Source organism: Sorangium sp. So ce426 (genome assembly GCF_051475585.1).
Lineage (GTDB): Bacteria > Myxococcota_A > Polyangia > Polyangiales > Polyangiaceae > Sorangium > Sorangium cellulosum_B.
On sequence record NZ_CP150341.1, the window covers coordinates 10,730,351 to 10,749,658 of the forward strand.

The 19,308-nt window shown below is 69.3% G+C and carries 21 protein-coding genes and 1 pseudogene; 13 read left to right on the forward strand and 9 right to left on the reverse strand.

Features of this window, described 5'->3' with window-relative positions:
- Positions 1-752 precede the first annotated feature (752 nt).
- Together WMF44_RS40200 and WMF44_RS40205 are read left to right on the forward strand one after the other, a co-directional pair.
- Positions 753-1,505, forward strand: a complete 753-nt coding sequence (locus tag WMF44_RS40200; protein ID WP_437295335.1) for a transposase — start codon at positions 753-755, stop codon at positions 1,503-1,505.
- A gap of 7 nt (positions 1,506-1,512) precedes the next feature.
- A complete protein-coding gene (locus WMF44_RS40205; RefSeq protein WP_437295336.1) occupies positions 1,513-2,049 on the forward strand; it encodes a hypothetical protein in 537 nt (178 codons plus the stop codon).
- Between the two features lie 33 nt (positions 2,050-2,082).
- On the opposite strand, the gene WMF44_RS40210 is transcribed toward WMF44_RS40205, so the two are convergent.
- A complete protein-coding gene (locus WMF44_RS40210; RefSeq protein ID WP_437295337.1) occupies positions 2,083-2,442 on the reverse strand; it encodes a hypothetical protein in 360 nt (119 codons plus the stop codon).
- Positions 2,443-2,776: 334 nt separating this feature from the next.
- Between WMF44_RS40210 and WMF44_RS40215 the strand changes: the two genes are divergently transcribed.
- From WMF44_RS40215 to WMF44_RS40225, 3 genes are all read left to right on the forward strand, one after another.
- On the forward strand, positions 2,777-3,028 hold the full coding sequence (locus WMF44_RS40215) for an addiction module protein (RefSeq protein ID WP_437295338.1): 252 nt from the start codon (positions 2,777-2,779) through the stop codon (positions 3,026-3,028).
- A gap of 613 nt (positions 3,029-3,641) precedes the next feature.
- On the forward strand, positions 3,642-3,929 hold the full coding sequence (locus WMF44_RS40220; RefSeq protein ID WP_437295339.1) for a UPF0175 family protein: 288 nt from the start codon (positions 3,642-3,644) through the stop codon (positions 3,927-3,929).
- A gap of 37 nt (positions 3,930-3,966) precedes the next feature.
- Entirely contained in the window at positions 3,967-4,170 is a 204-nt protein-coding gene (locus tag WMF44_RS40225; protein ID WP_437295340.1) for a DUF3368 domain-containing protein, read from the forward strand.
- Positions 4,171-4,621: 451 nt separating this feature from the next.
- Here WMF44_RS40225 and WMF44_RS40230 read toward each other — a convergent pair whose 3' ends face one another.
- Positions 4,622-6,496: a metallophosphoesterase family protein gene (locus WMF44_RS40230; RefSeq protein WP_437295341.1), complete on the reverse strand. Its 1,875-nt coding sequence runs from the start codon at positions 6,494-6,496 to the stop codon at positions 4,622-4,624.
- Between the two features lie 872 nt (positions 6,497-7,368).
- On the opposite strand from WMF44_RS40230, the gene WMF44_RS40235 reads away from it, so the two are divergent.
- A complete protein-coding gene (locus WMF44_RS40235) occupies positions 7,369-7,569 on the forward strand; it encodes a hypothetical protein (RefSeq protein ID WP_437295342.1) in 201 nt (66 codons plus the stop codon).
- Between the two features lie 309 nt (positions 7,570-7,878).
- Positions 7,879-8,376, forward strand: coding sequence for a hypothetical protein (locus WMF44_RS40240; RefSeq protein ID WP_437295343.1), 498 nt, complete (start codon positions 7,879-7,881; stop codon positions 8,374-8,376).
- A gap of 218 nt (positions 8,377-8,594) precedes the next feature.
- On the opposite strand, the gene WMF44_RS40245 is transcribed toward WMF44_RS40240, so the two are convergent.
- Complete coding sequence (locus tag WMF44_RS40245; protein ID WP_437295344.1) at positions 8,595-9,515, reverse strand: LysR family transcriptional regulator; 921 nt, start codon at positions 9,513-9,515, stop codon at positions 8,595-8,597.
- 256 nt (positions 9,516-9,771) lie between these two features.
- Entirely contained in the window at positions 9,772-9,915 is a 144-nt protein-coding gene (locus WMF44_RS40250) for a hypothetical protein (RefSeq protein WP_437295345.1), read from the reverse strand.
- 334 nt (positions 9,916-10,249) lie between these two features.
- On the opposite strand from WMF44_RS40250, the gene WMF44_RS40255 reads away from it, so the two are divergent.
- The 3 genes from WMF44_RS40255 (at position 10,250) to WMF44_RS40265 (ending at position 12,079) form a co-directional block, all read left to right on the forward strand.
- Entirely contained in the window at positions 10,250-11,143 is an 894-nt protein-coding gene (locus WMF44_RS40255) for a TauD/TfdA dioxygenase family protein (RefSeq protein ID WP_437295346.1), read from the forward strand.
- A 281-nt stretch (positions 11,144-11,424) separates the two neighbouring features.
- On the forward strand, positions 11,425-11,781 hold the full coding sequence (locus WMF44_RS40260; RefSeq protein ID WP_437295347.1) for a type II toxin-antitoxin system VapC family toxin: 357 nt from the start codon (positions 11,425-11,427) through the stop codon (positions 11,779-11,781).
- A 118-nt stretch (positions 11,782-11,899) separates the two neighbouring features.
- Positions 11,900-12,079: a hypothetical protein gene (locus WMF44_RS40265; protein WP_437295348.1), complete on the forward strand. Its 180-nt coding sequence runs from the start codon at positions 11,900-11,902 to the stop codon at positions 12,077-12,079.
- Positions 12,080-12,339: 260 nt separating this feature from the next.
- Here the strand turns inward: WMF44_RS40265 and WMF44_RS40270 are convergent, their stop codons facing one another.
- Positions 12,340-12,600: a hypothetical protein gene (locus WMF44_RS40270; protein WP_437295349.1), complete on the reverse strand. Its 261-nt coding sequence runs from the start codon at positions 12,598-12,600 to the stop codon at positions 12,340-12,342.
- A gap of 105 nt (positions 12,601-12,705) precedes the next feature.
- Between WMF44_RS40270 and WMF44_RS40275 the strand changes: the two genes are divergently transcribed.
- The gene (locus WMF44_RS40275; protein WP_437295350.1) at positions 12,706-14,187 is read left to right on the forward strand and encodes a hypothetical protein; all 1,482 of its coding nucleotides are present in this window, start codon (positions 12,706-12,708) and stop codon (positions 14,185-14,187) included.
- A gap of 100 nt (positions 14,188-14,287) precedes the next feature.
- On the opposite strand, the gene WMF44_RS40280 is transcribed toward WMF44_RS40275, so the two are convergent.
- From WMF44_RS40280 to WMF44_RS40290, 3 genes are all read right to left on the reverse strand, one after another.
- On the reverse strand, positions 14,288-15,121 hold the full coding sequence (locus tag WMF44_RS40280; RefSeq protein WP_437295351.1) for an SDR family NAD(P)-dependent oxidoreductase: 834 nt from the start codon (positions 15,119-15,121) through the stop codon (positions 14,288-14,290).
- A gap of 125 nt (positions 15,122-15,246) precedes the next feature.
- Positions 15,247-16,329: a zinc-dependent alcohol dehydrogenase family protein gene (locus WMF44_RS40285; protein ID WP_437295352.1), complete on the reverse strand. Its 1,083-nt coding sequence runs from the start codon at positions 16,327-16,329 to the stop codon at positions 15,247-15,249.
- A 114-nt stretch (positions 16,330-16,443) separates the two neighbouring features.
- Complete coding sequence (locus WMF44_RS40290) at positions 16,444-17,379, reverse strand: LysR family transcriptional regulator (RefSeq protein ID WP_437295353.1); 936 nt, start codon at positions 17,377-17,379, stop codon at positions 16,444-16,446.
- Between the two features lie 221 nt (positions 17,380-17,600).
- On the opposite strand from WMF44_RS40290, the gene WMF44_RS40295 reads away from it, so the two are divergent.
- On the forward strand, positions 17,601-17,840 hold the full coding sequence (locus WMF44_RS40295) for a hypothetical protein (RefSeq protein WP_437295354.1): 240 nt from the start codon (positions 17,601-17,603) through the stop codon (positions 17,838-17,840).
- A gap of 100 nt (positions 17,841-17,940) precedes the next feature.
- Here the strand turns inward: WMF44_RS40295 and WMF44_RS40300 are convergent.
- Positions 17,941-18,161 (reverse strand): annotated as a pseudogene (locus tag WMF44_RS40300) (hypothetical protein); the annotation flags it as partial.
- 58 nt (positions 18,162-18,219) lie between these two features.
- Between WMF44_RS40300 and WMF44_RS40305 the strand changes: the two are divergent.
- Positions 18,220-19,104: an ADP-ribosylglycohydrolase family protein gene (locus WMF44_RS40305; protein ID WP_437295355.1), complete on the forward strand. Its 885-nt coding sequence runs from the start codon at positions 18,220-18,222 to the stop codon at positions 19,102-19,104.
- Positions 19,105-19,308: the final 204 nt, after the last annotated feature.

The following is a 19,308-nucleotide window of genomic DNA, read 5'->3' on the forward strand; positions in this document are numbered from 1 at the left end:
GCTCCGTCTCGAAGAAGCTGGCTACCCTGGCCGGTGCACGGCGGCGCCGGCCTCGACGGGACGGCCTGGACGGCCTGCACCTACGCGGGCGTGACGGCGGCATCGTGCAGCGGGCGCGCCGGTGGCACCGTCAGCGGTCCCAGCGGCAGCGCCGTCTACGACTCGTCCAGCAGGCTCGGGTCGCACGCCAGTGCTCACGCCGAGCCCGCCCCTGCGGCCGCCGCCTCCGCCGCCGCCCTGGCCCGGCGTGCCCCAGCCGCCGTCGCCGGCCCAGTCCGGTTCCCAGCGGGCCTGGCTGATGCGCCCGGTGCCCTCGCCGACGATGCCGCACGCGCCGTCGATCCCGTAGTCGCCGTCCGTGCGGCCCACGTCGGCCACGTCCCCGCGTCCTCGCCGTCCGTGGTTGCTGGCTCCGCGTCGGGGTCGACACTTCTGTCGGCGCCAGGCCTGCCCTCGACGACCTGCCCAGCAGATGCCGCCTTCGCGCCGCAGCCTGCGGGCGGGTCTAGACGCCGAAGGCTGTCACCTGTACGTCGCGTTTGGGAGGGGCGCATGGATTGGTAGATCCTGGGGCGGCGCTGGAACGATGGCGCTTGGTCCCGCACTGCCGACGGCGGTGCCGTCCGGCTGCTTCGCGCGTGCAAGTCAGGAGCGATCCGGAGACGCCGAGGTGATCTGCCACCTCGGCGAGGCGACGACTGGCCGTGACGCCTCGGGAGAAGCTTGCGTTCCGTCCTGAACTGGAGGTGGCCATGTCGAAGAAGCTCTTCTCGCACATCGCAGCACTGTCATTCGTTGGCACTCTCGGCGGGCTGGTGGTCCCCGCATGCACGATCCACATCGGACCAGGGAGCGGTGATGGGATCGACGATACGCAGGCCGATCCTGGTAGCGGTGAGGAGGTCGCTGGCGACCAGGACGACAACGGCGGAGACTCCGAAGTCCCGGCCGTGGAGGATGAAGAGGCGACCACCGCACTGGAGGAGGCGCTGGCGATCGCCGATCCCTACGAGCTCGCTCTCGTGGATCTCAAGACGCAGTACTCCAGCTACGCGCTCGCCGCGATGATCGAGTCGCAAGGCAGCGATCCTGCGGTAATCGACCCGGCGCTCTTGCAACAGATGATCGATGAGTACGCGCCCATCGTCTGGGAGCAAGCGCAGCAGTGGGTCGAGGGGCTCGATCCGTCGGCGGTCGAGCTGGCGAAGATCAACATCAAGGAAGAATGCGTCGACAAGTGGGACTTCGGCTGCAGGCGTAAGCAGTACTGTGACTTCGAGGACGGCAAGGGTTATGGGAGCTGCGCGGTCACGGGATGCGGCAAGGGAAGGTGCTCGCTGTGCCCGAGCTTTATTGATATCTCAGCATTCATCAACAAGGGGTGGTGCACTTACACCTGTGTTCGCGACAAGCAAATCGTGGGCATCAAGATGATCTGGTATGTTTTCATAGACAAGAAAATCGAAGAATGTATGCTGCTCGAGCATCCGGTCCCCTTCGAATGAGGGTTCCATGGCACACGAGGACGACATCGTTGATACCGACATGATCCTCCAGATGGCATTCGAGCATGCCGCGAAGCGCAGGCCCGATGGAAGCTCTGCGCTCTCCGACTTCGAGCAAGCCGCTGCGGCCATCCTGTGGGTGCACGCCCTCGCCGTTCCGCGGCTTTTCCTCGGGATGAGCCGCATGCCTTCGCGCGAGCACGTGCTTCGGATGGTGGACTGGTACCTCGCGTACGTTCGTCGCGATAAGCGCCACGTGTCCCCGGAATTCAGCCCCGTGCCCTACGAAGAGCGCGAGCCTCTGGCCATGCGGCTCCGTGCGCTCATCGAAGCGTGGTCGCCTCCTGGACTGCCGGCGGAGATCACGGAGGTCGCGCGCGCCCTCCTTCACGCCGAGGGAATGTTGGCGCCGCCGGGCGGGTGGGACAACTCGCCTGAGCCGGAGATGCCACTGGAGGAGTTCCTCTACTGGCCGGAAGGCGTACCTGCGCTGCTGAAATCCAAGAGGCAAGGCCCTGGAGACCGCGAGCGCGGGCACTCCTGACCCGGTGGACAAGAATCCTTGGGCGAGCCGGGCCTATCGAGGAAACCGGAGCATCTCCACAGCAACGCCGTCCTCGCCCGAGATCATCTCACCCTGGTCGTCCCAGCTGATGCCGCCCTTGCCCGGCAGCCCCAGCGTGAAGGTGACGCCTTCCACCGTGACCCGGCCCTCGTCGAGGTAGGCGATGCCGATCGCGTCGCCACCGCGCCCCGGGCCGCCGTAGCCGCCCTCGCCGCCGTCGCCCCCGGGACCCCCGTTGCAGGAATAGGCCGAGCGGTCCTCCAGCACGCCGCCCGGTGCGCCCCGGCCGCCTCGTCCGCCTTGCTGGGGCTCGCCGCCGTCGCCGCCCTGGCCGGCGTCGGACGTCTCGATCTCGCTGTCACGCACGGTCATCCGGGCGTGCAGCGCGACGATGCCGATGTTCGGGTAGCCGTTCTCGCCCCCTTGCCGCCTCGGCCACCGCAGTCGCCGGCCCGCCCGAGCCTCCCCCGGCGCCCGCCTTGGACGCCGCGCCGCACACGCCGAGCCCGCCCCTGCGGCCGCCTCCGCCGCCGCCCTGGCCCAGCGTGCCCCAGCCGCCATCGCCGGCCCAGTCCGCTTCCCAGCCGGCCTCCCTGATGCCCGTTCTGGCCCGCGAGCAAACCAGCCTTGCGCGGGCGCGGCAGACCATCGAGCTGAAGGCGGCATCGCCCTGCGTGGCGGACCCGAGCCATGCTACAATTCCCCTATGTCCACCGAGGAACTTCTCGCGCACGTGCTGCTGTTGCCCCGCCACGAGCGGGCCCGGCTGGCAGAAGAAGTGCTCTCCAGCCTTGAGGAGCCCGACGTCGAGGAGGTCGCAGCAGCGTGGACGGGTGAGCTGACGCGCCGGGCGCGCGAGGTCGCCGAGGGTAAGGTCCAGACGGTCGACTGGGACACGGCGCGGGCGGAGATCCTGAAGGAGCTCGAGGACCGGCGTGCGGGTCGAGCTTCATCCTGAAGCGCGCGCTGAGCTTCGTGCGGCGGCCATCTGTACGACGAGAGGCGCCCCGGGCTGGGCGACGAGTTCATCGCCGAGGTCTCGTCGATGCTCGATAAGATCGGAGAGGCCCCGACATCTCTTCAGATCTGGCCAGGGACTTCTCCTGCACCACGGAGCATTCGCAGAGCGATCGTCGACCGTTTTCCGCATGTCATTGCGTTCGAGCTGCACCCCGAGCACACGCTCGTGCTCGCCATCGCGCATGGAAAGCGACGTCCGCTGTACTGGCTCACTCGTGCCTTGTGAATCGCCCGCGCAATACGGCAATGCACCCGACGCGGCTTCGCGCTGCGGGTGATTGTCAAGGCGCTGTGCGGGCGCGGGCGAGCTCCCATCCAGCGATTCAGGAATCCGGAGCGTCTCCACCGCGACACCGTCCTCAGCCCGGGATCATCTTGCCCTGGTCCTATGAGCTGCGTCGACGCGAGATTCGCGTGGAGTGGACCCCGGGGTCACGTGAGCGTTCGCCCGGCCGCCGACCGCGAGCAGTGTAGGGCGGGGAGCATCTCGGCCTTGCAGGCCGCGGCGTCGGGTGGGATCCTCGAGGTGCACCGGCAGGACGTGAGGCAGCATGGGATCGTTCAACCTCGAAATCTCGGACGACATCCTCGACGAGGCACGCATTCCGCCAGTCGAGCGGGAGGCCGTGCTCAAGCGGGAGCTGGCCGTGCAGCTGTACGCTCGCGAGCTCTTGCCCAAGGCCGCCGCTCGCCGGCTGTCGGGGATGGATCGGGTTGCCTTCGACGACCTCCTCGGACAGCGCGGGATCCCGTCACGGCTCACGGTCGAGGACTTCGATGAGGATCTCGCCGACCTCGCTGCGTTCCGGCGATCCGCGGGCAGTGGCGGGCTCCCATGACGACGCCGCTGGTGGTGACGAGAGGAGCGCGTCTCTGTTGCTCATCGACGAGGTTGACGGCAGAAAGGTGGGCCGGCGACACGGGCTACGGATGACGGGGACCCTCGGCGTCTTGCTCGAGGGGAAACGTCAGGGGCACCTTGGCGAGGTCCGAGCGTGGATCGACGCGCTCGGTCGTCAAGGTTTTCACATCGGCGCCGCGCTGAAGCAGCACGTCCTCGAAGCCGCCGGAGAAGCCTGAGAATGGGCGTGAAGCTCAAGAATTACAAGTCTGCATGAACCAGGCTTTGACTAACTTCCATGGGAACCGCGTTTGTGAGCCGCGCGATGTCACCTTTCTCTGCCCATCGAGCAACGGCACACCCTCCGGGTCGCCGGACCTCCCCCGCATCACCCTTGGACGCCGCGCCGCACACGCCGAGCCCGCCCCTGCGGCCGCCGCCGCCTCCGCCGCCCTGGCCCGGCGTGCCCCGGCCGCCGTCGCTGGCCCGGTCCGCCTCCCAGCCGGCCTCGCTGATGCGTTCGATGCTCGGGTGGGCTGCACGGCCGAGGAGGTATGGAGCATGCGCGCGGCGACGTGAAGCTGCCGAGCGACACGCGAGAGCTGGTCCAGCGGCGCGCCCAGGGGGCATGTGAGTACTGCCACCTTCCACGACCAGTTGCCGGCGGGTGAGCGTGGCGCGGGCGAGGCGTCATGCGCGGCGGGCGGTCGGGACCTCGTAGGCGAACGAGCCGCGCTCATCGAGGTGGTAGGCGGAGACGTCACGGTCGATCTTCCGCCCGCCGGCGCTCGTGAACATGCGCCGGGGAAAGACGCGCACGCGGGCCTGCGCGGCGCCGGGGAGCAGCTCGAAGCGGCCGGCGCTGAAGCCATGGAGGCGGGTGACGCCGCGGCCGCCGGGGCCGTCGTGCTCCTCGAGACCGAAGAGGGAGGCGCCCTGCAGGGCGTGACGCGCGTGGCCGCCGCCGTGGGCGGTCGAGGTGGCGGTGCCCTCGTGCATGTGGCCGAAGAAGTGGGCGGCGAAGCGACCGGCCGGGTCGACCTCCTGGCGGAAGTCCTGGCGCGCCTGCAGGTGGAGCCACTCGGGCGGGTGGTGGGTGAGCAGCAGGTTGATGTGATGGCGCTGCAACCACTCGGGGGCGTCCTCGTCGCAGACGACGTGGAGCTGGCGTGGGTCCACGGCGAGGCGCTCCTGGTAGTCGCCACCGGTGAGCTGCAGGAACGCCGAGTTGAGACCGATGACGCCGAGCTCGAGGCCGTGGAGCGACAGCGAGGTCGAGCTGTCGCCCGGCAGGATGCCGAGCGTCCGGCGGTCGCGGACGTGCCACCGGCAGGAATCGACCCACGCGGTGTAGGGCCTGAAGATCTGCGCGAGGCGCTCGCGGTAGCCGAGGCTGTCATTCACGTCGAACACCTGGTCGCGCAGGCGCGCGTTGGCGTGCCACTGCGAGAGGGCGAGCACGTACGGATCGAGATCGCTGGGGCGCCTCAGGTCGTGGTTGCCGGGCACGGTGATCAGCCGCGGTTGCGAGCCGAGCTGGTCGAAGCGCCGCCACAGCCTGTCGAGTGTAGCGTCGAGCTTCTTGAACTCGTCGGCGGTGCCGCGCTGGGTCAGGTCCCCGGTGAACAGCACGAGGTCCCACGGGCCGCACAGGTCGTGCAGGCGCGCGAGGTCGTCGAACAGCGTGGCCATGACGTTCGGCCACAGCCAGCTCGTGCCGCCCATGCCCTGGTGGAGGTCGGTGAGGTGCAGCCAGCCGACCGAGGCGGGCCTCGCGGGCGTGGACGGCGCTGGCCGCGGGGCGCTCGGGTCTTTCTCGGGAGGGCGGGTCGAGCGCGACAGGTTGGCCGAGGAGTCGAGACCCTGAGCGCCCAGGCCGGCGGTCATGGCGTCGCGTCCGGCGGTCGGCCGCGCGGGCTCCGGCGCGGGGGTCGCGGCCGGGGACTCTTCGAGCTCGCCCGCGTCCGAGTCCGCGGCCTCTCCGGCGAGCTGGGCCCCCTGCCAGAGCAGCACGTCGGCGCCGTGTGGCGAGATCGTGTGTTCCTCGAGGAGCTTGCGGACGCGAGCGCTGTAGTCGAGGTACCCGGTCGGCTTGCCGAGCGCGATGGGCGGGCCGCCGTCGATCGCGGCGAGCCCCCGCGCCATCGTCGCGGTCGCCGGCGAGAAGCGCATGGGATCCCGGGTGTGCAGGATCATCGACGGGAACAGCCAGCCGCCGCCCGGCAGGCTGCCCCCGCGGCGGAGCGCGGCCAGGTGCTCGGCGAGCCAGGCATCGTCGGCTTGCCATAAAGAAGGCACCGCCGCGTTCACGCCGTCGAGCGCGGCGACCAGCAGGTTCGCGTTGTTGCCGACCAGGCCGGTGGCGAAGCGATTGTTCACGTCGCGGCCGTCGACGTGGTCGGCGTTGAAGAGCTGGAGCAGCCGCCGGAGGCCGGTCTCGTCGAGCTGCCCGAGGGAGCCATCGATCAGCATGCGCGCTCGCGCGAGCGCGCCCTCCCGCCGGGCGATGCGCTCCGGGTGCAGCCTGGCCCGCGTCTGGTGCAACACCTGTTGGCGATCGAGCATAGGCGGCGACTATACCCGGTCGCGGCTCCCGTCGGCCACCTCGCGCAAACGGGCGTCGCCCTGGCCGGGCGAGGCCCATCTGAGCGATCATGCCCTCGTGGAAGCTATGTCAGCGCACCACGAGCGCTGCGCCGAAGCACGCCGTCGCGACAGCGGCTATGTCCCCGGGCACTGCAAGCCCAACCCAGCGCCGACGCACCTCCATGATCGGCTGCAGGTGTCACCGTTGGCGGCGGGAGGGAACCATTGCGCTCCGAAGGTCCCGCCCTCCCCTCCCTCGGCGGCCTCGGCGGCGGGCTCGACGCCGCGGCTCGCTCGCTGGACAGTGCGGCGTGCGGGTCGAGCTTCATCCTGAAGCGCGCGCTGAGCTTCGTGCGGCGGCCATCTCCTACGACGAGAGGCGCCCCGGGCTGGGCGACGAGTGCATCGCTGAGGTCTCGTGCCTCGTCGATGCTCGATAAGATTGGAGAGGCCCCGACATCTCTTCAGATCTGGCCAGGGACCTCTCCTGCACCACGGAGCATCCGCAGAGCGATCGTGAAACGCCAAACTGCCCCGGCTGGGCCACCGGAGCAACCGGCCGGCCCCTGACGCGGCCTATCGCAGGGCAAGAATCCGGCTTGTCGCTCGGAGGGATGCGTGACGGTCAGCAGCTTCTCGCCCTGCTCCAACGGCGCGTCGGACAGGCCCAGTACCCACGTATCGGAGCGGAGCAACTGGGCCACTCGAGCATCGCGGGCGGCGTCGTGGTGTCTATCGAACCGATGAATGGTGGACACGAGCCCGGCCCGACGGGCTGCTCGCCGAGGCGGCAGCGCTTGCGACGATGAGCGACACATCGTATAATTAATAACCAGTTGAGGTGACGCGTCATGTCGCTCGTGGATTTGCTCCCGGATATCCAGTCTTTTCCGCGTGCTGACAAGCTCAAGCGGATCCAGTTCCTCGCACAGGAGCTGGCGGAGGCAGAGGAGCCACCTGCGCTCCGGGCGGGCCAGTCCTACTCCGTGTGGTCGCCCGACCAAGCGTTTGCGGCGGCCGAGACGCTCCTCCAGACCTTGCGCACCGAATAGGAACCGCAACGTGTCCGTCACGAGTCAGCAGTTCCCCTTCCTGGCGTGCGCCTCAGCATGTCGCCGGAAGCCTTGCGCCGATGCTCCCGCTGACGCTGGTGGGAGGGCGCAGCGTGCGAGCGTTGGGCGCAGGGGCACTTCTTCGCTTCGGAGGGGTAGGCCCTCGAGGGCCCGCAGGCGCCTTCGTCCGGTGTAGGGCCCGCACGGTCCTGCGCCGGTCTCCTTGACAAGGTGGGACAGCCGTCGGATACACTATCTTTCCACGATGTATGGGAGCGGCACGAGGTGCTATCTTCTGAGCTGCGGGTCATGCGCAGCCGTCAGGCCGACCTACGTGACCGCTTCCTGCGCGCTTCCATGAACCTGATTCAGCTGGCCGACGCCCTGACCGCATGCGCTGTCGCTGATCCCTGGGCGTTCGACGGCGGCGACCTCCTGGAGACGCTCTCCAGGATCGAAATGACGGCCGGCATTCTTCAGCCACCGTTCTCCACGGAGCTCGAGCTGAACGATCGCTTCATCGTCGTCGATCACGAGGCCCATGTGCCGGCGTCCTCTGTCTGGGGCTTCGCCGATCGTACGGAGCTTGAAGCGTTCATCCTGGGCCCCGCGGGGCTGACGAATCCGTTCACGACCTTCTGCGTCGCCTTCGTGGACGGCAGCTGCTGCCCGTTTCGGCTGCTCTACGTCGATGGCGCACGAGATGTCGAGTTCAGCAAAGCCGCGCAGCTGGAGCGCGACCCCTTTGGGCGTGCGTATCCGGAGCTCCGGCTCGAATGGTCGCCGACCGCGCGACGTCGCTCGTGACGCCTCCGTGCAGAAAGAGGCCCAGAGGCGGCCTGACTGGCTCGCTCCGAGCACCGCGGTGCCAAGGAGATTGGCCGCGGCGCCTCGCCGCCTGCATGCGATAACCCGCCGCCAGGCCCTGCGACGCGACGGATCGCGACGTTCGGCGGGCGGGCGCAGCATCAACGTGGGCCAGGTGGGAGACCCCACCTCGGTCGTCAGCAAGGGTTCCTCGCCGCTCAGCCCGAGCTGGGCCTTCTCCGCGTGCCCGGGGGCCGGGCCTTCCTCGCCACCGGCCGTGTTTCGCGTGCCTGGGTCGCGTAGGCACCGAGCTGCGCGACGAGGTGCTCGAAGACGAGGCGGACGCGGCGCACGGCGCGCAGATCCTCGTGCATGACGACCCAGGCGTCCAGGTGGAAGGCGAGCGCGGGCAGCACGCGCACGAGCGGCACCGGTCGCCGGCTGAGCGGGAGCTGGCACACCCCGATGCCGAGGCCGGCGCGCACCGCGGCGAGCTGCGCGACGTCGCTGTCGCTGCGGAACGCATAATCGCGCGGCGTGGTGACGAGCCCGGCGGCGGCGAGCGCGTCGATCATGGCGCGGGAGCCGTCGGCGCCGATGAGGGCGTGGCCCTGCACGAGCCCCGCGAGCGACGTCGGGGCAGCGCGCGCGGCGAGGTACGCCTTGGTGGCGAAGAGGCCGAGCTCGACGCGCCCGGCGCGGCGCCTCACCAGGCCGGCCTGCGTCGGCTCCGCCATGCGCACGGCGACATCGGCGTCGCGGCGCAGGAGATCCTCGGTGCGATTCGTGGCGACGAGCTCGATATGAAGGCGCGGATGAGCAACGAGGAGCGGGGCGAGCATCGGGGGAAGCACCTCGACGCCGACGACCTCGCTGCACGTGACGCGCACGGTGCCGCGGTCGGCGTCGGTGGGGCTCGACACGGCGCGCACGAGGGCGCGCGCGCTCGCGGCGATGGACTCGGCGTAGGGCAGCGTGGCAAGCGCGAGCTCGGTCGGCACCAGGCCGTTCGGCGCGCGGGTGAAGAGCACGACGCCGAGCTGCGACTCGAGCTGCTCGATCTGGCGGCGCACGGTGGGCTGCGCAGGAACCCCACCGGGGCTGCGCAGGAGCCGGGCGATCGTAACGAAGGACAGCACCGGGGGTGCACAGGAGGGGCCCGGTGGCCGCGCAGGACAGGGACGAATGTTGCGCAGGACACCAACAAGGGTGCACAGGAAGGCGCCCAGGCCGCGCAGGAGACCCCCCGAGGCTGCGCAGGAAGGTCGACGGGGCCGCACAGGAGGGCGCCGGGTCTTGCGCAGGAAGGCCAATGGGCTGCGCAGGACGGTCGGCGGCGCTGCGCAGGAGGCCGCCGCGCTGCCGCTCCGCTGGTCCCCCCGCCCCGCGATCACCTCACTGCCGTGCGCGCCGCGCGCCCAGCACGCCGCCTCCGCCGCCGCCCTGGCCCGGCGTGCCCCAGCCGCCGCCGTCGCCGGCCCAGTCTGCTTCCCAGCCGGCCTCGCTGATCGGTCCCCCCGGGGACTGCTTCGTGCGCAACACCGCACCCGCAACGCTGCTGCCTGCGGAACAGGCGCGGCGCCACATCACGCTTCCGCCACCTCTCCGAGCCTCGTCGAGCGCAACCCCTTGCTCCACGCGCGCTCGCCGCGACGGACCGCGCGCCCCCGTCGTCACGGCGGGGTCGCGCCATGTCCCGGGCTGTGCCGGCCGACAAGAATTTCTCGGGTCACCGGACTGGAACGCCGCGTGCTCAGGGCGAGCCGCGAGCCTGCGTCCAGGCTCGCTCATCGTTCAGGACTGCGAGAAGAGTGCCATGTCCGCCCTCATTGCCCAACAACAGACCTCCCCTCTGCGGCTGGATGTACGACCTTTGACGCCCGTGATCGGGGCGGAGATCCACGGCGTCGACCTGCGCAAGCCGCTGGACCCAGCCACGGTGCAGGCAATCGAGCAAACCCTGCTCCAGTGGAAGGTGATCTTCTTCCGCGAGCAGGACATCTCCAACGAACAGCTGCTCACCTTCGGCCGCACCTTCGGCCCGCTGACGCCGGCCCACCCGATCGCGCTGGGGCTCCCCGAGCACCCGGAGATCTGGGAACGAAAGGCAGCCGAGTACAAGGAGAACCACCGGTCGGACCTCTCCATCCCCACCGCCAAGCCGCCGCGCGACTACAAGGGATGGCACATCGACATCACCTTCGTCGCCAACCCGAACAGGTACTCCATCCTGCGCGGCGTGGAGATCCCGCCGTACGGCGGCGACACGCTCTGGAGCAACCTCGAGTGCGCCTACGACGGCCTGTCGCACACGATCAAGGCGCTCGTCGACGGGCTCCAGGCCGTCCACCGCACGAGCAGCTACGACAGCGGAGAGCCCAGGCCGGGCCGCAGGGCCGCAGGCCCGTTCGCCGCGCTTCACCCGCTCGTGCGCGTGCACCCGCGGACCGGCCGCAAATCGCTGTTCGTCAACCCGGGGACGACGAGCCACATCGTGGGCCTGCGAGAGCGCGAGAGCCAGGCGCTGCTCGACATGCTGGCCGACGAGGTGACGCGGCCCGAGTACGCGGTGCGCTTCCGCTGGACGCCCAACGCGATCGCCGTATGGGACAACCAGGCCACCGCCCACGCCGGCCCCATCGACTACGCCCACTTCGACCTGCCGCGCGTCGTCCGCCGCATCACCGTCGCAGGCGAGCTGCCGCAGGGGCCCGACGGGTTCCGCTCGCGGCCGCTCGAAGGCGAGCTGTTCGGCGTGCTCGGCTGACGCCGCGCCCCCGACGCCGTCTCCGCGCCGGCGCCCCGGCTGGTCGGGTGGTCTCGCCCTCCGAAGACCGCGCCGTCGCCCCCGGGGCCCCGTTGCACGACTAGGCCGAGCGGTCCTCCAGCACGCCGCCCGGTGCGCCCCGGCCGCCTCGTCCGCCTCGCTGGGGCTCGCCACCGTCGCCGCCTTGACCGCCGTCGAGTGCCTCGATCTCGGCCCGATGAGCGTTGCCTGGCTTGCCGCGGGCCTGTACGATCCACCAGCTTCATCCCCGAGGCCTGTGCATGAAGCCGAGCGTCTACGTGGAGACCAGCATCGTCAGCTATCTGACCGCCAGGCGGAGCCGCGATCTGGTGCGAGCAGCGCACCAAGAGGTGACCGTCGAGTGGTGGGCAGGGCGCGACGTCTACGACTTGTACATCTCGCAGCTCGTGATCGACGAAGCTTCCGCGGGCGATCCCGGCGCGGCAGCGCTGCGGCTCCAGGCGCTCGGCGACCTGCCGCTGCTGGAGCTCACGCCGGAGGCTGTCGGGCTCGCCCGTCAGCTCGTTCGCGCCTCCGCCCTCCCGTCCAAGGCAGCCGGCGATGCAGTTCATATCGCGCTCTCCGCGGCGCACGGCATGCGCTACCTGCTCACCTAAAACTGCGCGCACATCGCCAACGCCACGATGCGCCCCAAGATCGAGGAGATCTGCCGTTCTGGTGGCTTCGAGCCCCCGATAATCTGCACGCCTCTGGAGCTCGTCCAGGAGTAACATCATGCGCTATTCCGATTCCATCATTGACGAGGTTCGTGCTGCTCGTGACGCCATCGCCAAGGAGCACGAATACGATATCGACAAGCTCGCCGAAGCGCTCAAGGCGCGTGAGGCCAAGAGCGGGCGAAAGATAGTGCGGCTGCCACCGCGCGAGGTGACGCTCGTTCGCAAAGCATCGTGACAAGGCGATCGGCGGTAGCTCCGCCCAAAGGGCCTCGGGCCGCCGTAGCCGCCGTCGCCACACCGGCGCCCCTGTTGCAGAAATAGGCCAAGCGGTCCTCCACCACGCCGCCCGGTGCGCCCCGGCCGCCTCATCCGCCTCGCTGGGGCTCGCCTCCGCCGCCGCCCTGGCCCCGCGTGCCCCAGCCGCCGTCGCCGGCCCAGTCCGCTTCCCAGCCGGCCTCGCCGATGCGCCCACGCGCGAGGTCATCGTCGCCATCCTCAACCATTGGCGGTCGTGTCATCGCGCCCGGCTCGGTCCAAAAGCTCGACAACGCCGATCGGCCCGAAACGCTCGCTCCCCACCAGCAGCGCAACGAGGGCTCGATCCAGGGAGATCCCCGCCTCCGCGAGCAGCGCCTGATCGCGCCGCGGCTGATTCGTGAGCGCGCCCAGATCGACCTGGATCCGTGGAGCTCGCGGAGCTTCTTTGTGAAGATCTGTGTATTTTACACGATTCTCTTGACGCTCCGAAAGGGACAATTATATGCATAGTACACACATCAACACCGCAGTCGAACAAAACGTGGCTCCTTACCAAGCGCCCGGTCCCTCCGCTCGCGACGGATCCGGCTGCCCGGAGGTCTCATGCCTGCTTCAACACGTTCGCGTGCCATCGCCCGAGTCTCGCGGTCCGCCCTCACCCTCGCCCTCGCCCTGCCAGCCGCCGCCTCGCTCACCGGCTGCTCCGGGGGCGACGAGCCCACGGAGCCCCAGGCTACCGGGAGCAACCCCACGTTCCACAAAGACGTCGAGCCCATCCTGCAGAGGAGCTGCATGGGCTGCCACTCCGCGGGCAATATCGCGCCCTTCAGCCTTACCGCGTACGACGACGCCAGGGCTGTCGCGGCGCTCATGGTCCAGGCGACCAAGGCGGGCACGATGCCGCCCTTCGCCGTGCGTGACACGGACGAGTGCTCGACCCGTCACGCGTGGAAGGGCGACATCCGCCTCTCCGACGAGGAGATCAGCACGCTGGAGGCCTGGAGCAAGGCCGGCACCCCCAAGGGGGATCCGAAGGACGCGCCCGCCGCGTTCGTGCCGAAGAGCCCCGATCTGCCGGGCATGACCCTCGAGGTCACGCCGAACGAGCCCTACGTCACCTCCGGTGAGCAGGACGAGTTCCGTTGCTTCGTCATCGATCCCGGGCTTACCGAGGACCAGTACCTGAGTGGTCTCCAGATGGTGCCCGGCAACCCCAAGGTCGTTCACCATGGGATCATCGCCATCGATCCGGAGCGGACGTCCGCGAGCCTGGCCGGCCCCGACGGGAGCTTTTCGTGCGGCGCCGGCGAGGTCCCGAATGGCGTGGAGATCGATGCGCTCCAGCTGCTGACGGCCTGGGCTCCCGGCGCCGACCCGGTCGATCTGCCCGAGGGCGTGGGTCAGCTCATCCCGAAGGGGTCGCTCCTCATGATGCAGATCCACTACCACCCCGCCGGCACGACGGCCGACCCGGACCTGACGCGCATCCAGCTCAGGCTCACCAAGGAGAAGCCGAAGTACGGCTTCCTGTACCACCTGATCGGCAACTTCGATGATCCGGTCGGCGAGCTCGGCTTCGGGCTGCTCCCGGGTCCGGACGACAAGAACGGCGTCGAGTTCCTGATCCCCGCGGACAGCAAGAACCACGTGGAGACGCAGCAGCTCACGGTCCCGCCCCCGGACTCGCCCGCATCGCAAATGATGCCGTTCCCGCCGGGCACGCGCGTCTATGGCGAATTCCTGCACATGCACTACCTGGGCTTCGACCAGAAGGTGACGGTCACGCGGGCGAGCGGCGCACCCGATCAACCCAAGGAGGAGTGCCTGGCGCACGCGCCAAAGTGGGAATTCGACTGGCAGCGCTCGTACTCGTACGACGCGCCCATCGAGACGCTCCCGACGCTCGAGCCGGGCGATGTGCTCCAGATCCGCTGCACGTACGATAACTCGACGGAGAACCCGTACGTGGTCAAGGCGCTCAAGGAAGCGAACATGATCTCGACGATCGACGTGGCCTACGGCGAGGGGAATACGTTCGACGAGATGTGCGTCGCCGGGCTCTCGCTCGTGTACCCGATGCCCTGACGGGAGCGGAGGATCCGCTCTCGCTCCTGTGCCGGCTCGTCGCCAGCGTCCCATAGAGGTTGCCGGACCAGCGGCCTCGAGGATCGCGACGTTCGCTCCATCACGAGAAATACGTGCTGTGGGAGACGTCCTTCCAGGCCTCGTACTCGGCGCGCTGCGCATTTAGCTTCGCCATGATGCCTGTCCAGCTGTCCGCGCCGAGGCTGAGGCGCTGGGGCATCGCTCCAGAATCCACGAGTCGGACGAGGATCTCCGCCATCCGAACGGGATCACCTGGCGCAAGCGCGCCGTCCTTGTCGTTCACCAGCAGGTCCATGACCGCATGGGCGGTGGCGCCATAGGCGTCGATCCTCGGGCTCCGGAGGTTCCGTTCGACGATGCCCGTCCGGAAGCCGCCCGGTTCGACCGACATCACCTTGAGGCCAAGCGGCGCTACCTCCTGCGCCAAGGCCTCCGTGAGGCCTTCGAGCGCGAACTTGGACGCGCTGTAGTACCCGAGAGCGGGCATGGCGACGACGCCGTTCATCGAAGAGATGTTGATGATCGTGCCGCGCCCCCGGGCGCGCATGCCGGCCAGCGCTGCCCGCAGGGTGGTCGCGACGCCGAAGAAGTTCGTCTCGAAGACGGTCCGGATCTTCTGATCTTCTCCTTCTTCGACCGCGGCGAGATAGCCGAGCGCAGCGTTGTTCACGAGCACGTCGATGCCGCCGCGCCACGCCTCGGCGGCGGCCACCGCGGCCTCGATCTCGGATGGCCTGGTGAGATCCATCGAGAGCGGGAGCACAGCGCCGGGGTACGCCTCCACGAGCCCTCCGAGGCGGGCGCTGTCCCGCGCCGTGACGGCGACGTGATGGCCGGCGCGAAGGGCAGCGTTTGCGATCGCGGCCCCGAGTCCGCTCGATGCTCCGGTGATGAACCAGGTCTGGGCACTCATCTTCTGTTCCTCCTGATGGCCGCATTCTGCGGCCTGCCATGCGGTCTGCAGCGCTCTTCCTCCGCGGCCAGGCTCGCGAGCCTGCGCCGCGGTCGTCCCGTGTCGTCCCGTGATCGATCGTTCGCCTAGGCCTGGACGCGCACGACGACCTTGCCGACGGCGCCCCCCTGGAGATGGGCGACGGCCGCCGGGAGATCGCCCAGGTCATAGGTCGCGGCCACGACGGGGCGGATCCCGAGACCATCGATGGCCCGGATCATGTCCTCCAGCGCTCGCCGGGGTCCGACGCCGATCGCGTTGATCGTCGCGCGACGCAGGAGCAGCGGGCCGACCGGGGTCGAGATGCGGTCGCTGTCCAGAAGGCCGACGAGCAGGATCCTTCCGCCGTAGGCCAGGGCTTCGACGGAGGTCGCGAGGTTCTCGCCCGCGGCCATCTCGATCACGGCGTCCGCGCCGCGGCCGCTCGTGAACGCCATGACCTCGCGGTCCCAGTGGGGACGGGCGCGATAGTTGATACCCGCGCGTGCGCCCAGGCCCAGGCCGAACGCCAGCTTCTCATCGCTGCTGGAGGTCAGGATCACCTTCGCCCCGTGCGCCGCCGCGAACTGCAGCGCGAAGAGCGAGACGCCGCCCGTACCCTGCACGACCCAGGTCTGCCCCGCCCTGACCCGCCCGGTCTCCACGACAGCCATCCAGGCGGTCAGACCCGCAGTCGAGAGCGTGCTCGCCTCCTCGGGGCCGAGGGTCTGGGGCGCCGCGACCAGCATGTCTTCGCGGACCACCGCGTACTCGGCCAGGCGGCCCGAGACCGCGATGGTGTTCGTGTGAAGGCCCGGGGCCGCCCCGTCGATCCAGTCCTCGATGTCGACGCCGACCACCCGATCTCCGAGGGAAAACCGCGTCGCGAGCGGTCCGAGCTCCACGACCTGCCCGGCGAAGTCGCTCCCGGGCACATGGGGGTGCGCCAGCTCGCCCATGCGGCCTTCCCACATCAGAAGATCGCGGTAGTTCAGCGAGACCGCCTGGATCTTCACCAGGACCTCCCGAGGCCCAGGCTCGGGCCTTCGAGCATCGCGGAGCGTCAGGTTCCGGACGCCTGGGGCATCGAGCTCCCAGCGCCGCATGCGCGGCCTCTGCAGAGCTTGCCCGGCGTCGGAGCGCTTCGGTGTCGTGAACCCTGAACTGATCATCTCGTGCCTCCCGTGCATCGACGGCAATTCGTCCTTGCGGAGACTTAGCCGTCGCGCCGGCGGCGCTGCAGTGGCTCAGATCGTGAGGCACCCTCTCGTAAAACGAGAGGCTGCCGTCGCCTCGGCGAGCCGCTAGGCGCCTGGTCTCGGTTGCCCCGCCGGCGCCCCGACGCCTTCGGCCGCGAGCCGGGCCTGCAGCCGGGGCGCCATCCAGTCCAGGAAGGCGCGGACCTTCAGCGGTAGGCGGCCCTGACCGGAGAAGACGAGGTGGATCGGAAGCGCAGGCACCTCGAAGGCCTCGAGGAGCGGCGTGAGGGCCCCGCTTCGCAGCTCCGATGCGATCTGGTAGTCCAGGGCTCTCGTGATCCCCAGGCCTGCCTTGGCCGCCACCACCGCCGCAGCGGGCGAATTGACCGCCACCCGCGCGCGCGGCTCCGCGATCACGTGGGAGGCGCCCTGAACGTACCGCCAGGGCGAGGACACGAACCCACGGTAGGTCACGCCGTCCCTTCCCGTCAGGTCCTCTGGCGCCCGAGGGGCGCCGAATGCCCGCAGGTAACCCGGGCTCGCGCAGGTGATGGAGCGTGTCGACCCGACGCGCCTCGCCATCAACGAGCTGTCCTCCAGCTCTCCGATCCGGACCGCCACGTGCACATGCTCCTCCACGACGTTCACCATCACGTCCGTCAGGAAGAGGCGCAGATCGATCTTCGGATGCGCGGCAAGGAACTCGCTGGCGACGGGCAGTACGTGCAGCTCGCCGAACATCGTCGGCGCCGTGACGGTCAGCTCCCCCCGAGGCTCCTGATATTCGCCCGCGACGGCCTGCTCGGCTTCCTGCAGCTGCTCGAGGATGTGCCGCGCGGCGATGGCGTACTCCCGCGCCGCCTCGGTCAGCTCGACCCGGCGACTGGTGCGGATCAGAAGCTGCGTGCCGAGATGACGTTCGAGCTCCGCGACCTTGCGGCTGACGGTAGGCAGCGGCGCCTGCAGCCGCCGGCCCGCCGCGGACAGGCTGCCGGTGTCGACAACGGCCAGGAAAACGAGCATGGCGTCGAGCCGATCCATCGGCCTCTCCTATCACGGAAGGGCGACGGCGGGCCTCGCGTGTCCCGCGCGAGCCCGGCAAGCCCATGCGCCTCGCGGACCAGGCATTCCTGCCGCACGGCATGTTCGGCGCCGAAGGCGAGCTCGGCGCGCGCGCCCGGCCCGCCTCGGGCATCGCGCGTGACGCCGGGGAGCTCTGACGCTAGACGGAGTCCGCCGGTAACGGAGCAAGAGGAAGAAGCGTGCTAGCCGCCAAGATCCCCATCGTCATCCCCGCAGACCGTCGGGTAGAGCTGCAGGTGCCCGCAGACCTTCCAGAAGGTCCAGCGGAGGTGATCGTCCTCGTCACCGCCCCGCAGAAGGCTGCGCCACGCGACAAGCGGGCAGCGCTTGGCATGGATCGGGGTACGGTCCAGATTGCCGATGACTTCGATGCGCCGCTGCCGGAGGACCTACAGCGAGCGTTCGATGGCGAGACATGAGGTTGCTGCTCGACACACACTGCTGGCTCTGGCTCGTCGCCGACCCTGAGAGGATCAGGCGCGACGTCGTGGAGATGCTCGTCGCAGACGGTACTGACGTCTACATCTCGGCAGCGACAGCGTGGGAAATCGTCATCAAGCACGCGCTCGGAAAGCTCCCCCTTCCCATCCCGCCTATGCCGCCCTTGCCCGGCGGCCCCAGCGTGAAGGTGACACCCTCGACCGTGAGCCGGTCCTCGTCGAGGTAGGCGATGCGCGATGCGCGAGGCCGATCGAGTCGCCACCGCGCCCCGAGCCCCCATAACCGCCCTGGCTTGATTGCCAAGACGTTGGCCGGAGGACGAGCGGCGCGGCTGGAGTTCGCGTAGGATCGAGATCAATGACGACCGTCGAGATGCGAACGCGCGCACGCAGCTGCCTCCTCGCTGGTGCGCTCGGCGACGCATGGGGCGGTCCGTACGAGGGCCTTGCCGGGCCGGTACAGCCCGTCTTTCCAGAGGCTCCGCGGCTCTCCGATGACACCTGGCTGACCCTCGCCACGTGCGAAGCCATCGTGCTGAGCCGAGGACGCGTACAGCCGGAGCGGATCGCCGAGCGCTTTCGTCACTGGTTCGAGGCTGGCCGCATCTCCGGCGTGGGCTCTGCGACGCTCAAGGCGCTTCGCGATCTCGCCGCTGGTGCCCACTGGGCTCTTGCTGGAGCTCGCGGTGAGTTCGCCTCAGGCTCGGGTGCTGCCATGCGCGCAGCGCCGTTGTCGTTCTTCCTGGACCCGAGCGTCGAGGCGGACCGTCGAACGATTCGTGATGTCTCACGGATCACACACCACAGCGACGAAGCTTACGCCGGTGCGCTCGCCGTCGTCGTCGCACTACGACATTGCGCCTCCAATGACGCTGTTCCGCAGAATCTCCTCTCCGTGGTCGCGGCCGATCTGCCGGACACAGCGGTTCGCGATCATCTGCTTGATCTCGCCGACTTTCGAGGCTCACCGAGCGAAGCCGCTGTCCGGTTCGGGTGCTCCGGCCATGTGGTTGAGGCCGTACCGATGGCCCTGTTCGTCGCAGCGGCGACCACGGACGATCCCACCGGCGCGGTCATCGCGACCGCAGTCTCGCTGGGCGGCGACGCCGATACCATTGCGGCCATCGGGGCCCAGATCGCCGCCGTCGGGGGACGGCCGCTCCCGGATGATCTCGTCGCGAGGCTCCCCGAGCTTCCGCAGATCACTCCGATCCTCAACCGGTTCGTATCCCTGCTGAAATGACGACCGGGGCCGGGCTCGGCGAACAAGCGGCTGGAGCCGACGAAGCCTGCGGCCTGGATGACCGAAGCCTCGCGACAGGTCGGACGGGCGTGGCACGATGGGACGTCGGCCTCGGCGGGCTCCGCGGCTCACCCGCGAGCCTTCAGGCAGCGCAGGGCAGGCAAAATAGACCGCTTGAAGGGGGGAGACAGTGGCCGACGCGCG

Excerpts from the sequence above, each read along its gene's own strand:
- WMF44_RS40200 (WP_437295335.1), top strand. The coding sequence starts at position 753 with ATGTCGAAGAAGCTCTTCTCGCACATCGCAGCACTGTCATTCGTTGGC.
- WMF44_RS40205 (WP_437295336.1), top strand. The coding sequence starts at position 1,513 with ATGGCACACGAGGACGACATCGTTGATACCGACATGATCCTCCAGATG.
- WMF44_RS40210 (WP_437295337.1), bottom strand. The coding sequence starts at position 2,442 with ATGACCGTGCGTGACAGCGAGATCGAGACGTCCGACGCCGGCCAGGGC.
- WMF44_RS40215 (WP_437295338.1), top strand. The coding sequence starts at position 2,777 with ATGTCCACCGAGGAACTTCTCGCGCACGTGCTGCTGTTGCCCCGCCAC.
- WMF44_RS40220 (WP_437295339.1), top strand. The coding sequence starts at position 3,642 with ATGGGATCGTTCAACCTCGAAATCTCGGACGACATCCTCGACGAGGCA.
- WMF44_RS40230 (WP_437295341.1), bottom strand. The coding sequence starts at position 6,496 with ATGCTCGATCGCCAACAGGTGTTGCACCAGACGCGGGCCAGGCTGCAC.
- WMF44_RS40235 (WP_437295342.1), top strand. The coding sequence starts at position 7,369 with ATGTCGCTCGTGGATTTGCTCCCGGATATCCAGTCTTTTCCGCGTGCT.
- WMF44_RS40240 (WP_437295343.1), top strand. The coding sequence starts at position 7,879 with ATGCGCAGCCGTCAGGCCGACCTACGTGACCGCTTCCTGCGCGCTTCC.
- WMF44_RS40260 (WP_437295347.1), top strand. The coding sequence starts at position 11,425 with ATGAAGCCGAGCGTCTACGTGGAGACCAGCATCGTCAGCTATCTGACC.
- WMF44_RS40265 (WP_437295348.1), top strand. The coding sequence starts at position 11,900 with ATGCGCTATTCCGATTCCATCATTGACGAGGTTCGTGCTGCTCGTGAC.
- WMF44_RS40275 (WP_437295350.1), top strand. The coding sequence starts at position 12,706 with ATGCCTGCTTCAACACGTTCGCGTGCCATCGCCCGAGTCTCGCGGTCC.
- WMF44_RS40280 (WP_437295351.1), bottom strand. The coding sequence starts at position 15,121 with ATGAGTGCCCAGACCTGGTTCATCACCGGAGCATCGAGCGGACTCGGG.
- WMF44_RS40285 (WP_437295352.1), bottom strand. The coding sequence starts at position 16,329 with ATGCACGGGAGGCACGAGATGATCAGTTCAGGGTTCACGACACCGAAG.
- WMF44_RS40290 (WP_437295353.1), bottom strand. The coding sequence starts at position 17,379 with ATGGATCGGCTCGACGCCATGCTCGTTTTCCTGGCCGTTGTCGACACC.
- WMF44_RS40305 (WP_437295355.1), top strand. The coding sequence starts at position 18,220 with ATGACGACCGTCGAGATGCGAACGCGCGCACGCAGCTGCCTCCTCGCT.